Consider the following 11,470-nt stretch of genomic DNA (forward strand, 5'->3'; position numbering starts at 1 on the left):
CCGGATCGCCGCCGAGGCGCGGCTCGACGGCGTCTACGTGGTCCGCACCAGCCTGGACGCCGCCTCCATGGGCGCGGCCGAGGCCGTGGGGGGTCACGGCCGTGTGTGTCGTTGCGCTGGCCGCCATTCCGGTCGGTGTGTATGCGACCTACGTCGAGCCGTTCTGGCTGCGGGTGGAGACGGTGTCGCTGGCCGTGGATGGGTTGAACGAGGTGGACGGGTTGAACGGGGTGGATGGGGTGGACGAGCCGATCCGGATCGGCGTGCTGGCTGACCTGCAGACCACGGCGGTGGGTGTGTACGAGCGTGATGCGGTGGAGCGGTTGCTGGGTTTCGAACCCGACATCGTGCTGCTGCCGGGTGACCTGTACCAGTTCGACGCTGGGCTGTTCGACGAGCGGGCGCCGGGGTTCACAGAGTTGATCAGGCGAATTGTGGGCGAGGTGCCGCTGGTGTACCTGGTGAGCGGCAACACCGACACGGTTGCGGGGCTGCGCCGGATCACCGAGGGCACTGGCGCGAGGGTGCTCGACAACGAGATCGATGTGTTCGAGCTCAAGGGGGTGTCGGTGTGGGTGGGCGGAACGACGCTGTTCGGCGACGATGCGGCGGCTCGGCGGATGGCGAGGCGACTGGCTGGTGGCGGGCAGGGACTGGCTGGTGATGGTGTGGGACTAGCCGGCGGCGGCGATGGCGACAGCGATGGCGGCGGCGATGGCGACGGCGACGGAGGGTCGGCCGGCGTGCGGACGGGTCTGGGCGTGCGGTCGGGTTCGGGCGTGCGGATTCTGATCGGGCACAAGCCGGACGCCATTGAGCTGGTGCGGCAGACGCCGGTCGATCTGGTGGTTTCTGGTCACACGCACGGCGGGCAGGTGTCGCTGCCGTGGTTCGGACCGCCGCTGACGCTGTCGAGCGTGCCCCGGCATGTGGCGGCGGGCGGGCTGCACGAGCTGCACGGGACGCCGATCTACGTGTCGACCGGCGTGGGCCGCGAGCGCGGCAACGCCCCGCAGCTGCGATTGGGCGTGCGCCCCTCGATCGGCATCATCGATCTGGTGGCTGGCGACCGATGAGCCGTTTCGTATTCGTGTGACACCCCCTTCGTACGGTTGTTCCCATGTTGAGGAACGGTTCTGGCGGGGCCGGACGGGCTGGCGAGGCGGGTGCTGTGGGCGCTGCCGACGATGATGCTGTGGGCGCATCCGCTGAGCTCTTCTCCGCCGGTGACACGTCCGCCAACCACGCCCGTGCAGAACACCTTGTCACCGGCTCCGCCCAATCGACCCAACTCGCATCGCCCAAACCGAGGTCGCCGTTGCCTCACCAGCTCCGGCCGTCTCGCGAAGCTGGCTACCCCGACCGGTCCGGCCTGTCTGTTCGGCCTGATTCGCCCGAGCAATTGTCGCTGTCCCGGTTGGGTGGTGCGGCGTTGGCCGGGTTGGGGCGCGATGCGCTGTTGGGTGTGCTGGGCGACATCGAGCGGGTCGCGAATCGGCTGGCGGGGTATCGGGCCGAGGTACTGGGCGCGCTGGATGCGCTGAGCCGCTCTGGTGTTGCACCTGATGTTGCGCCGCATCTGTCGTTGCGCGATGCGGCGGGGGTGTCCGAGCGTGACGCCCGCAAGATGGTGCGTGGCGCTGAGAAGGCCCGCGAACACGATGGGGTGCTGGAGGCGCTGTCAGTGGGGGATATCAACGCTGCCCAGGCCGAGGCGCTGTGCGACGCGCGTGTGCCTGATGGGGTGCGCGCCGAACTGGTGGCGGCTGCCGCGGCCGGCGAGGACACCGACGCCACGCGTCGGCGGGTGCGCCGGGCCGAGGCCGACCACTCAGTGGAGACCCCGATGGAGCGCTTCGAGCGGCAGCGCCGGTCTCGCGGCGCGGGCTGGCAGCGAGACCACGAGGGGATGCTGCGCCTGTGGGCCAAGCTCGACCCCGAGGTCGGCGCCGCGGTCGAGGCCGGCTTGGAGGCGCTGCGCCGCCAGTACTGGCTCAACGACAAGCAAGTGCGCAACGGCCGTCGCACACCCGCCCAACGAGACGCCGACGTGCTCGCCTACGCGCTCACGGGCATCACCCACACCGACACCGACACCGCCGCAGTCGAGCGGCTCCACGCCCGCGCCCGACCAGACGGCCACTTCCCCGATCAGCCGGTTGGCGACGACGACGCAGCGATCGTGCTGCGGTTGCCACCGGCGCAGATCAGCGTCCTGATCGGGCTCGACGGCCTGCGCGGTTCAACCGACGAGATGGGCCTCACCGACGCCGGAGTCGAGCTGCCGCCCCACATCGTGCGACGCCTCGCCTGTGACGCCGAGATCATCCCCATGATCCTAGGCGGCCCCGGTGGACCCGCCGACGTCGGCCGTTCGGCCAGAACAGTGCCGCTGCGGCTGCGACGGCTGCTCATCGCCCGCGACAGACACTGCCAATGGCCCGGCTGCAACCAGCCGCCCTCACGCTGTGACGCCCACCACATCCACCACTGGACCGACGGCGGCCCCACCGACCTCGACAATCTCGTGCTGCTCTGCCACACCCACCACCATCACCTCCACCAGCACGGCCACAAGATGATCCCCCAACCCGACGGCACCTGGACCACAATCCAAGAGACGGGGCCCATGCCCGCACCGCGACGAACCAACGGACAACCCCGAGGCCCCTAGGCAGTCGTGAGGCCGGCTGGTCAGAAGCCCGGGACGAAGAATGTGTCCCGGTAGTACTCGAACTCCGCCTTCGCTTGGGCAGTTTTGGAGCCACGCCTTAGGGCACTGCCGCCGAGGCCCTCGACGCGGTCCGGTTCGAACCATCGGATCCACGTGTGCTCGGACATGCCGGCCGCTGAGTCGACCCGCTGCATGCGCGGCACCCCGGCTCGCTCGGTCCAGTGGAGACGAGCCGCCGCCCCGCCGATGGTCCCGGCCGAGGCCATGCCATCGAGCTTACGGCAGCCGGACGGCCGCAAGCCACACTTGATCCGCACGTCATGCCGGGCTGGTCTCGGCGGTACATTCCGCTCAAGCCCTGCCCTCGTAGCTCAGGGGATAGAGCGTCGGTTTCCTAAACCGTGCGTCGCAGGTTCGAATCCTGCCGAGGGCGCCAGGCGTGTTCGACGAGGCCCCAGGCGCCACCGGTGTTGTGGCCGACTCAGCCCAGCAGCGTGTTCAGGGTCGACGACAGCACGGTCGCGGTCTCGGTGGCGGACAGGGCACGGTGGCGGCGGAGGTAGTCGATCGAGTCGAGTTGAGCCAGCAGATCACCGGCCGCGAGCGCCGAGTCACGGTCGGCTGACGTGCGGCAGGCGAGCTCGGGGGCGAACTGCAGCTCAAACTGTTCTCGCAGCTCGTCGCGGACCGTGGCGAGCTGGTCGCTGATGCGGGGCAGCCGGTGGGCATGAGCCAGCGTCGCCCGGTACACCGGGCCGAACGTGTCGTAGAGGCGCACCCGCATGGCTACGAAGGCGTCGATGCGGGCAGCTAGTGGGCCCTCGCCGATGGCGTGCAGGTGGGCGACGGGGACGGCAAGTTCCCGGTTTCGCCTGATGGTGGCCTCGAGCAGCTGGCCCGGATCAGCGAAGTAGCGGTACAGGGAGCGCAACGACAGGCCCGACCGGCTCGCTGCCTGCTCCATGGTGGGGAACAGCCACTCCTCGGCGAACATCTCGAGTACGACATCGAGGACGGCGTCGATATTCCGCTCACGCCGCGCAACCCGGCCGTCCACGGGCTCCGCGTCATGAACACCGGCATCAGGCGACGGCACCGTGCCAGTCGACGCCCGATCAGTCATGACTCAGCAGTCGCAGCATCTCGCGGGCGACCATCGGCGCTGCGTTCTGGTTCTGGCCGGTCACGAGGTTGCCGTCGACTACCCAGTGGTTGGCGAGCGGGTCCCGGAACCGGGTCACGCTCTCGAACAGGGCGCCGGCTTTGCGCAGCTCGGTCTCGGGATGCTGGGGCGTGGAGGTGATCCGCAATTCTCGGACCTGCTTGTCGGTCACTGCCGTCACCCGGCGGCCCTCGACCAGCGGGCTGCCGTCGGCGGCCTTGGCCTGCAGCAGTCCCAGCGGGCCGTGGCACACGCCGCCGATCACACTGCCCTGCTCGTCGGCTTCGGTGATCTTGCGGCCGAGCTCCTCGGAGAACCCGAGGTCGAATGCAGCTCCCCAGCCGCCCGCCAGGTAGACGACGTCGTAGTCGGCAACGTCGAGGTCGCCGACGGCCAGTGACTCCTGCACCTTGCCTCTGAAGACTTCGTCGGCGAGGAAGCGATCGCAGGCCTCGGTGCGCAGTGGGGCGCGCAGCGACTGCGGGTCCACCGGGATGACGCCGCCCTTGGGGCTGGCGACATCCACCGACATGCCGGCATCGGCGAACGCGTAGTACGGCACCGTCATCTCGCTGGCGAACACCCCGGTCGGCTTGCCGATGTCCAGCACGCCATGATTCGTGGCGACAATCAGCGCCCGCCGGCCGCTGACGTCAACATCAATCGACTCAACGTCGTCGGGATGCATGCCGAGCCGCTGCAGCACCTTGCGAAGCGCACGAGCGGGCGGGCGAACCCTGACTGATCCGCTCATCGCCGAGCCGCCAGTGCCTCCGCCGGGCTGCCGCATCGCGTACGGCCACGGCTGATTGCGCTCGGGGACGGCTCGAGCTCGCTCGGCGGCCAGACGTGCCGTCATCTCTGCGAATACCTCGGCCGCCTCCGGGTCGCGCCAGCGGTTGTGCGCCTCGACCGGGTCAGCGTCGAGGTCGTACAGCTCCCACTGATCGGGCAGCGGCTCGGTGCGGTACACCTCCCCGGCAGGGCTGTCGGCCGCAAGGTGCCGCACACCTGGTTGGGTCCACGTCGCCGGATCGTCGAACGTGCGGACGATCTTCCACAGGGACATGCGCCGATCGTCGAATCTGGCTCGAGTCGAGCCGGTTGCTTCCGACTCCTGCTCCGGGTCGCGAGCCGGTGCGGACTGAGCTGCCGAATCGTGCCCGCCAGCCGCTCGGCCAGCGACGCTGCCGACATCAGCGGCAGGGCGAGCGTCGTCAATCCGGCACACGAGGCTCTCGAAGTTGGCGCCGACGTGGGCCGGCACCTGGATGCGCAGCGGCGGGGGCGTTCTTCCCATCCGCCGGGCCATCGCACTGGCACCCGAATCGCCCTCGGGCATGTTGTCGCGGGTCATCAGGTACACCTGACGCTCCCGGTCCGGCTCCGCAACGCCGTCGACCACGTCCATCAGGTCACGGCCGGGCAGCGGGTGCACCTCTGAATGGGTGCTCCGCAGCTCGGCCGCCGCCGATGCTGTATCGATGCCCGCCGCCCCGAGCAACGTCGGCACCAGATCTACATGAGACGTCGGCGCATCGTCGACGACCCGGCCCGCCGTCGCCTGCGAGCCGATCCTGGCGATCACGAACGGCACCCGCGTCGCCTCGTCGTAGAGGTTGAACCACTTCTGGTGCAGCCCGCCGTGCGCACCCAGCAGCTCGCCATGATCCGACGTGCGCACCAGCACCGCCTCATCGGAGCCGCCTTCGGTCACCGCCCGGCGCACCCGGTCGAGCGGACCATCGACCTCGGCATGGAGCCGGTAGTAGAGGCTGCGGTACTCGGCCGCCTGGTTGCGGTACACCCGGTCGACGGCCGGCGCCAGCCCGTAGGTGGTCGGGTACGACGCCCGGAAGGCGATCTGTGCCGCCGGCTTGGTGGACAGGTCCTCGTCGTCGGTGGGCGACGGCGGGATCGGCGGCGGATCGGCGTCGCTGGCGGCCAGCGGGTTGTCGGGGCCGCGGCGGCCGAGCCATGCCGGGGCGAACACGATGTCATGGGGATTCACGAAGCTGGCCACCAGCAGGAACGGCCGCAGTGCTGCCTCGTCGCCAGCCCGGCGGCGGGCATAGCGATCCTCCAGCCAGGCGACCACCCGGTCGGCGAAGAGCGGGTCACGCACGAGCCCGCTGTCTGCCGGGCGCCCGCCGTGGGGCTCGGGGCCGATCCAACCGGAGAAACCGAACGGCCCGAGCGGGTCGGCGTCTAGGTAGGCCTGCTCGGCAGCGGCGTCGACGGTGCCCTCGTCGTCGTTGGTGTCCAGCCGCGCTCCCGCATGGATCAAGTCGGCGTGACTGCAGTGCCACTTGCCCTGGTAGTGCGTGTCGTAGCCGCCGGCCCGGAACCAGTGGCCCAGCGTGGGCACCTCGCCCGGCCGCAGCCAGCGCATCCGGCTGTCGTCGGCCATCTTGCCGAGGCCGTTCGTCTGTGTGACGCCGTGCACGTCGGGGTACTGACCGGTGAACAGCGTGGGCCGGCTGGGCACGCAGGCGACCGACCCCGTGTAGTGGCGCCCGAACGACACGCCGTGGTCCTCGAACCAGGCGGCGCCGCCGAGACGCTTGCGCCACGCCCGCACCTCGGCCGGCTCATACGGCGGCGGGGCACGCTCCTGGTCGGTCATCAAGATGATCACGTCGGGCCGGGCGTTCATGACGCCGATGCCTGCCTGTCACGCCGCAGCACGGTCCGAGCGGTTCGCCGGCATAAGCGAGTCATCACAGGGCAGCCTTCCGCAGGTGTTCGTCGAGTCCGCCCAGCATCTGATTCGACACTTTGGAGAGCTGACGGGACAGCGCCTTCGCGGCCAGTTTCTGCGGCGGGCCTGACCCTGCATCGACCGCGGTGGTGAGCGACACCACCGTGCGGGCGCCCCGCTCGTCGAGATGCCAGGTGCTCCGCAGCGACCGGACTACAGGCAGCCCTTCGATGTCGTAGCCGAGCCGTTCGCCGGGCCGCCACTCGACCACCCGCTCCACCAGCGTCCTGCGCCCGGCCTGGATGCGCCGCACCGTGCCGACCCCAGAGGTCTGGGCGCTCAGCAGGCACGAGTGATCGACGTTCGGCGCCCAGCGCACGATCTCCCCGAAGTCCGCCAGCGCATCCCACACGTCGGCCGCCGCAACCGGGATCGCCAACGTGGAGGTTGTCTCGGTCACAAGCGCAACCCTAGCGGCGAGCTGATCTATTGTCGTTCAGACTGGCAATTGTTTCGCCAGAGCACGGCCGCGAGCGTGAGGCGTGGCCCCACGGCAACATGGAGCCCCTGCGAGCCGGAGGACGCCATGCACGTCAGCGCAACACTGCCCCAGCACAACCTGCCAGCCGTGCCCGACGAGGTGCGGCGGATCGAGGCCGACGGCTACGACAGCGTCGTCACGATGGAGAACCGCCACGAGCCGTTCATCCCGCTGGCGATCGCGGCGGTCAACAGCGAGCGGGTGAAGCTCGCCACCAGCGTGGCGATCAGCTTCCCCCGCAGCCCGATGGTGACGGCCTCGACGGCGTGGGACCTGCAGGCGGCCTCGGGCGGGCGGTTCGTGCTCGGCATCGGCAGCCAGGTCAAGGGGCACAACGAGCGGCGGTTCAGCGTGCCGTGGTCGGCGCCGGCGCCCCGCATGGCCGAGTATGTGCAAGCGATCCGGGCCATCTGGCACACATGGTCGACGGGCGAGCGGCTCAGCTACGACGGCGAGCACTACCAGTTCTCGCTGATGACGCCCAACTTCACGCCCGAACCGCTCGACGGCCCGACTCCGCCGATCATGATCGCTGCGGTCGGCCCCGCCATGCTGCGGGTGGCCGGCCAGCACTGCGACGGGGTCCGCCTGCACGGCTTCTGCACGCCCGACTACTTGAGACGTCAAGTCATGCCCGAGCTGCAGACCGGACTCGACCGGGCCGGCCGCAGCCGAAGCGATTTCTGGGTGACCGGCGGCGGGTTCATCTGCACCGGCCCCGACGACGAGACTGTCGACCGCATGGTCGAGTGGGTGCGCTGCCGGATCGGCTTCTACGGCAGCACCCGGGCGTACTGGCCGGTACTCGAGCAGCATGATCTCGGCGATCTTGGCGAGAAGCTGAACCATCTGTCACGCAACGACGGCTGGGGCCAGATGGCCGGCTGCGTCGATGACGACGTGGTGCAGCTGTTCGCCGCCGTGGGCCGCCATGACCAGATCGCCGGCGCCATTGCCGAGCATTTCGACGGGCTGGTCGACGAAGTCAACGCTTCGGTGTCGATGGACATCGGGGCGGATCTTCCGCCCGACGTGATCCAGGACATCCAGGCCATCCGCAGCGACGGCAACTGATGATGCGCCTGTGATTCATGTCACAGGCCCCTGCAAGACTGCGTCCCGCAGGCAACGAAAGGAACTGCCATGTCAGAAGCAATCGTCGAAGTCCGCGACTACACCATCGATTCCGAGTGGTTCGAGGCGTACAAGCAGTGGGCCGCCGAGCACGCAGCGCCGTGGCTGCGGGAGAACCTCGACGTCATCGACTTCTGGGTTGATGACGGTCATGAGCCCGAGGTCGCCGGGTCCGATCCGCAGGTGTCGCCGCACGGACAGCCGAACGTGTGCTGGATCATCCGGTGGGCCAGCCGGGCCGCGCGCGAGGAGGGTTTCCGGTCGACGCTCGGCAGCCAGGAGTGGCAGGACGTCTGGGCCAAGCACCCCAACCCGAACGCCTACCTGCACCTCAACGTGCGCTTCATGGCGGCTGCTTGATCTAGAACTCGCGGAGGACTGACGAGCGGCTCACGGTGATCGGGCGGGTCGTGGGCGGCGTGTTGCGGCTGCGGCCGACAAAGCGGGGCACGCCATCGGTGATGACGGCGCCGACGGCGATCATGTCGCCGTTCTTCATGGCATCCAGCGCGGTGTCCTTGGTGCCGCCGAGCGGGGCGTCGATCACGATCAGGTCGGCGTCGCGGCCGGCAGAGATCATGCCGTTGTTCAGCCCGAACATGCGGGCCACGTTGCCGGTGGCGGCGCCGATCAGGTGAGCCACGTCTAGGTCGCTGACGGCCGCCATGTGGACGATGGTGTAGAGCATCCCGAGCGGCATGATCCCGCTGCCGGTGGGCGTGTCGGTGCCGATCAGCAGGCGATCGAAGGCGTCGTGGCGGTGGGCTGCTTCGGCGGCGAGGATGCCGGTGCGCAGGTTGCCCGCAGCACAGACCTGCATGCCGATCTCGGTCTTGGCAATCATGTCGTAGTAGCGGTCTTCGATGGCGACCGGACCGCCGTTGATGTGGAACGAGATGTCGGGGTTGATGTCGAGCACGTCCTCGCCGGTCACGGGGAACGTGCCGGGGATGGAGCAGCCGCCGGTGTGCAGTGTGGTGACGAGGCCGGCTTCCTTGGCCATGGCCACCAGCTCGACGTAGTCCTTGGCGCCCTCCACGTCGCCGAAGCCGGCCTTGCAGAGCCACACGCCGTCGGCCCGCACGGCTGCGAAGTCGTCGGGCTCAAGCCCCGGCTCGAGCAGCAGCGACCCGGCATGAACCCGCATGCCGCCGGGCCGGAAGTTCTCGTAGCACTTATGAGCAGCCACCGCGAGGGCCTTCACGCCGGCCAGGTCGTGCGGTCGGCCCGGGATGTGTACCTCGCCCGCTGACAGCGCCGTCGTGGTGCCGCCGTGCAGGTAGCTCTCGAGGTAGCCGACCGTGTTCTGACGTGGCGTGAAGTCGCCGAACGCCACGTGCACGTGCGAGTCGATCAGCCCCGGCGCCACCGTGGCTCCGGCCGCATCGATCACCACGTCGCAATAGTCGAACTCTTCGGCCACGCCGCCGGATGTGCCGATCCACGAGATCAACCCACCGTCGGTCACCACGGTGTTGGCATCGATGAAGGGCTCGCGCCAGTCGCCGCTCAACAGACTGCCGATGTTGATGATCGCGACATGCATCAGGTCACCCCCTTCGACTCAGCCGACATCCGACCAGCACGCATCAGGTCAGCCCGTCCTCGCCCACCGCATCATCGATGCTCAACCAGCCGACATGACGATGGCGGCGATCGGCGGAGCAACTCGCCGTCAGCTCGACAGCCAGCACAGGGCCGATGTTGGCCGTCACGCGCATCAGGTCAGACCGTCCTCGCCGGTGGCGTCTTTGATGCTGAGGCCGCCGACGCGGTGATGCGGTCTACCGCGGTTGGCGAAGCAGCAGATCACGGCGATCTCGTCAGGCAGCGGGGCATCGTGCAGGGTGATGCTCATGGCGTCGTAGTGCGAGCGCACATACAACGCATCCTTGTACGCGAGCGGGATGTCGATGGACGCCCCGGGCTGTGCACGCTTGGTTGCCGATGAGATCCAGGCCGTCCCGCCGCCGGCCGCCTCGCGCAGCACGTTGCCGTACGGGGTGGTCAGCAGTGCCACGCCGTGCTCCTGCTCGCCGTCGAGGCCCACGATGGCCGCCTTGCCATAGCTCATGACCGTGTACGGCTTCATCTGCTCCACCGCCAGCGCCGCGATCACCTCGCCGAGCTCGACGCTGGCCTCGTAGTACGGCGACAGGTCCTGAACATGGCGGCCCGCGTAGTCGTTCTTCACGACCGCTACGACTGCCACTTTGCGCAGTACCGGATCGACGTCGACCCCGGCCTCGCTGCGGGTGTCCTCCACGAACGTCATCATCTTGCGGATCTCCACGACAGCGTCCTTTCCGTGTCGCCCTAGCCGGACTCGCTGCGACCGGATCCATCCGGCTCGCTGGTGTCATGCCCGCCAGGATTCGGCCCAGCATCAAGTTGGCCAGCGCCGTCCCAGAGGGCGTCGTTGCCCTCGAGCATCGCGTCCAGCAGCCGGTCTGCGCCGTCCCAGTCGTAGGTGCGGAAGCTGTGGCCCTGGGTCACGAACTGGGCGCCGGCGTAGAACATCTCGTACTGGGTATGACGGCTGGCGAACTCCGAACCGATGGCATCCCAGGCCAGCTTCAGGAACTTCATCCGCTCGTAGGCCCCCTCGCCCTCACGAGCCGACACCAACGTGCTGTCGAGGACACTGGCAACTTCCGGATGGGACAGATCTTCCACCGACGACGGCAGCATGATCAGCCCGCCGCCGGCCAGCTCCCGGATCTCGGTGATCAGCTGCGGGTACAACGCCTGCGTGGTGACCTGCGCCGAATACAGCAGGTGCCGGTTGGGCACGTAGTGCTCGCCGACATGGTGCCCGCTGGCCTCCATGCCGAACAGCAGACCCTCGATCGAGGCCACCCGGGCGGCCAGCTCGCCCAGCTTCCCCTGCACCATGTTCACGGTGCCGATGGTCTCGGTGAGCCGCCGGGCCACCGCCAGCAGGAATCGCAGCTTCACCACCAGACGAACTTGAGCTTGGTAGTTCTGGTACACGTGCCCCGGCGTGTCATGGAACTGCCGCCGGCACATGTCGGTGTTGCGGTACACGAAGACCCGCTCCCACGGCACCGTCACGTCGTCGAAGTAGATGATGGCGTCGTTCTCGTCGAACCGGTGTGAGAGCGGGTTGTCGAACGGGCTGACTGCATGCTGCTCGAAGCTCTTGCGAGAGACGATCTTGACTCCGGGCATGTCGAGCGGCAGGGCGAAGGAGATGGCCAGATCCTCCTCGCCGGCTTGAAGCGGCTGCAGGTTCGC

Annotated in this window: 12 protein-coding genes, 1 tRNA gene and 1 pseudogene; 5 read left to right on the forward strand and 9 right to left on the reverse strand. The window is 68.6% G+C overall.

Going from position 1 to position 11,470, the window contains the following annotated elements; all coding sequences use genetic code 11:
* The first annotated feature begins 101 nt into the window (after positions 1-101).
* Both VI480_RS06550 and VI480_RS06555 read left to right on the forward strand, forming a co-directional pair.
* Positions 102-1,076: a metallophosphoesterase gene (locus VI480_RS06550; RefSeq protein WP_323672023.1), complete on the forward strand. Its 975-nt coding sequence runs from the start codon at positions 102-104 to the stop codon at positions 1,074-1,076.
* 356 nt (positions 1,077-1,432) lie between these two features.
* A complete protein-coding gene (locus tag VI480_RS06555; protein ID WP_323672024.1) occupies positions 1,433-2,674 on the forward strand; it encodes a DUF222 domain-containing protein in 1,242 nt (413 codons plus the stop codon).
* A 20-nt stretch (positions 2,675-2,694) separates the two neighbouring features.
* Here the strand turns inward: VI480_RS06555 and VI480_RS06560 are convergent, their stop codons facing one another.
* Positions 2,695-2,940, reverse strand: a complete 246-nt coding sequence (locus VI480_RS06560) for a hypothetical protein (RefSeq protein ID WP_323672025.1) — start codon at positions 2,938-2,940, stop codon at positions 2,695-2,697.
* A 94-nt stretch (positions 2,941-3,034) separates the two neighbouring features.
* Here VI480_RS06560 and VI480_RS06565 point away from each other — a divergent pair.
* Positions 3,035-3,110 (forward strand) — tRNA-Arg (locus VI480_RS06565).
* A gap of 45 nt (positions 3,111-3,155) precedes the next feature.
* Here the strand turns inward: VI480_RS06565 and VI480_RS06570 are convergent.
* The 4 genes and pseudogenes from VI480_RS06570 to VI480_RS06580 all read right to left on the reverse strand — a co-directional run bounded on the left by VI480_RS06570 (position 3,156) and on the right by VI480_RS06580 (position 6,997).
* The gene (locus tag VI480_RS06570; RefSeq protein ID WP_323672026.1) at positions 3,156-3,797 is read right to left on the reverse strand and encodes a TetR/AcrR family transcriptional regulator; all 642 of its coding nucleotides are present in this window, start codon (positions 3,795-3,797) and stop codon (positions 3,156-3,158) included.
* Entirely contained in the window at positions 3,790-4,695 is a 906-nt protein-coding gene (locus VI480_RS15635) for a type 1 glutamine amidotransferase domain-containing protein (RefSeq protein WP_416246656.1), read from the reverse strand. Before VI480_RS15635 ends, VI480_RS06570 begins: the two co-directional genes overlap by 8 nt.
* A 105-nt stretch (positions 4,696-4,800) precedes the next feature.
* Positions 4,801-6,492 (reverse strand): annotated as a pseudogene (locus tag VI480_RS15640) (sulfatase-like hydrolase/transferase); the annotation flags it as partial.
* Positions 6,493-6,556: 64 nt separating this feature from the next.
* Positions 6,557-6,997, reverse strand: coding sequence for an SRPBCC family protein (locus tag VI480_RS06580; RefSeq protein ID WP_323672028.1), 441 nt, complete (start codon positions 6,995-6,997; stop codon positions 6,557-6,559).
* Between the two features lie 126 nt (positions 6,998-7,123).
* Here VI480_RS06580 and VI480_RS06585 point away from each other — a divergent pair, with 126 nt between their 5' ends.
* Entirely contained in the window at positions 7,124-8,152 is a 1,029-nt protein-coding gene (locus tag VI480_RS06585) for a TIGR03617 family F420-dependent LLM class oxidoreductase (protein WP_323672029.1), read from the forward strand.
* Between the two features lie 69 nt (positions 8,153-8,221).
* A complete protein-coding gene (locus tag VI480_RS06590; RefSeq protein WP_323672030.1) occupies positions 8,222-8,572 on the forward strand; it encodes a hypothetical protein in 351 nt (116 codons plus the stop codon).
* Between the two features lies 1 nt (position 8,573).
* Here the strand turns inward: VI480_RS06590 and VI480_RS06595 are convergent, their stop codons facing one another.
* From VI480_RS06595 to VI480_RS06610, 4 genes are all read right to left on the reverse strand, one after another.
* A complete protein-coding gene (locus VI480_RS06595; RefSeq protein WP_323672031.1) occupies positions 8,574-9,758 on the reverse strand; it encodes an amidohydrolase family protein in 1,185 nt (394 codons plus the stop codon).
* A 43-nt stretch (positions 9,759-9,801) separates the two neighbouring features.
* Entirely contained in the window at positions 9,802-9,933 is a 132-nt protein-coding gene (locus tag VI480_RS06600; protein WP_323672032.1) for a hypothetical protein, read from the reverse strand.
* The gene (locus VI480_RS06605; protein ID WP_323672033.1) at positions 9,933-10,505 is read right to left on the reverse strand and encodes an amino acid synthesis family protein; all 573 of its coding nucleotides are present in this window, start codon (positions 10,503-10,505) and stop codon (positions 9,933-9,935) included. Before VI480_RS06605 ends, VI480_RS06600 begins: the two co-directional genes overlap by 1 nt.
* Positions 10,506-10,528: 23 nt before the next feature.
* Positions 10,529-11,470: 4-hydroxyphenylacetate 3-hydroxylase C-terminal domain-containing protein (locus tag VI480_RS06610; RefSeq protein WP_323672034.1), on the reverse strand; the 942-nt coding region annotated here is incomplete at its 5' end.

Origin of the sequence: Candidatus Poriferisodalis multihospitum, from assembly GCF_028283155.1 — a bacterium.
Taxonomy (GTDB): domain Bacteria; phylum Actinomycetota; class Acidimicrobiia; order Acidimicrobiales; family Poriferisodalaceae; genus Poriferisodalis; species Poriferisodalis multihospitum.

Excerpts from the sequence above, each read along its gene's own strand:
- VI480_RS06560 (WP_323672025.1), bottom strand. The coding sequence starts at position 2,940 with ATGGCCTCGGCCGGGACCATCGGCGGGGCGGCGGCTCGTCTCCACTGG.
- VI480_RS06570 (WP_323672026.1), bottom strand. The coding sequence starts at position 3,797 with ATGACTGATCGGGCGTCGACTGGCACGGTGCCGTCGCCTGATGCCGGT.
- VI480_RS15635 (WP_416246656.1), bottom strand. The coding sequence starts at position 4,695 with ATGACGGCACGTCTGGCCGCCGAGCGAGCTCGAGCCGTCCCCGAGCGC.
- VI480_RS06585 (WP_323672029.1), top strand. The coding sequence starts at position 7,124 with ATGCACGTCAGCGCAACACTGCCCCAGCACAACCTGCCAGCCGTGCCC.
- VI480_RS06590 (WP_323672030.1), top strand. The coding sequence starts at position 8,222 with ATGTCAGAAGCAATCGTCGAAGTCCGCGACTACACCATCGATTCCGAG.
- VI480_RS06595 (WP_323672031.1), bottom strand. The coding sequence starts at position 9,758 with ATGCATGTCGCGATCATCAACATCGGCAGTCTGTTGAGCGGCGACTGG.
- VI480_RS06600 (WP_323672032.1), bottom strand. The coding sequence starts at position 9,933 with ATGCGCGTGACGGCCAACATCGGCCCTGTGCTGGCTGTCGAGCTGACG.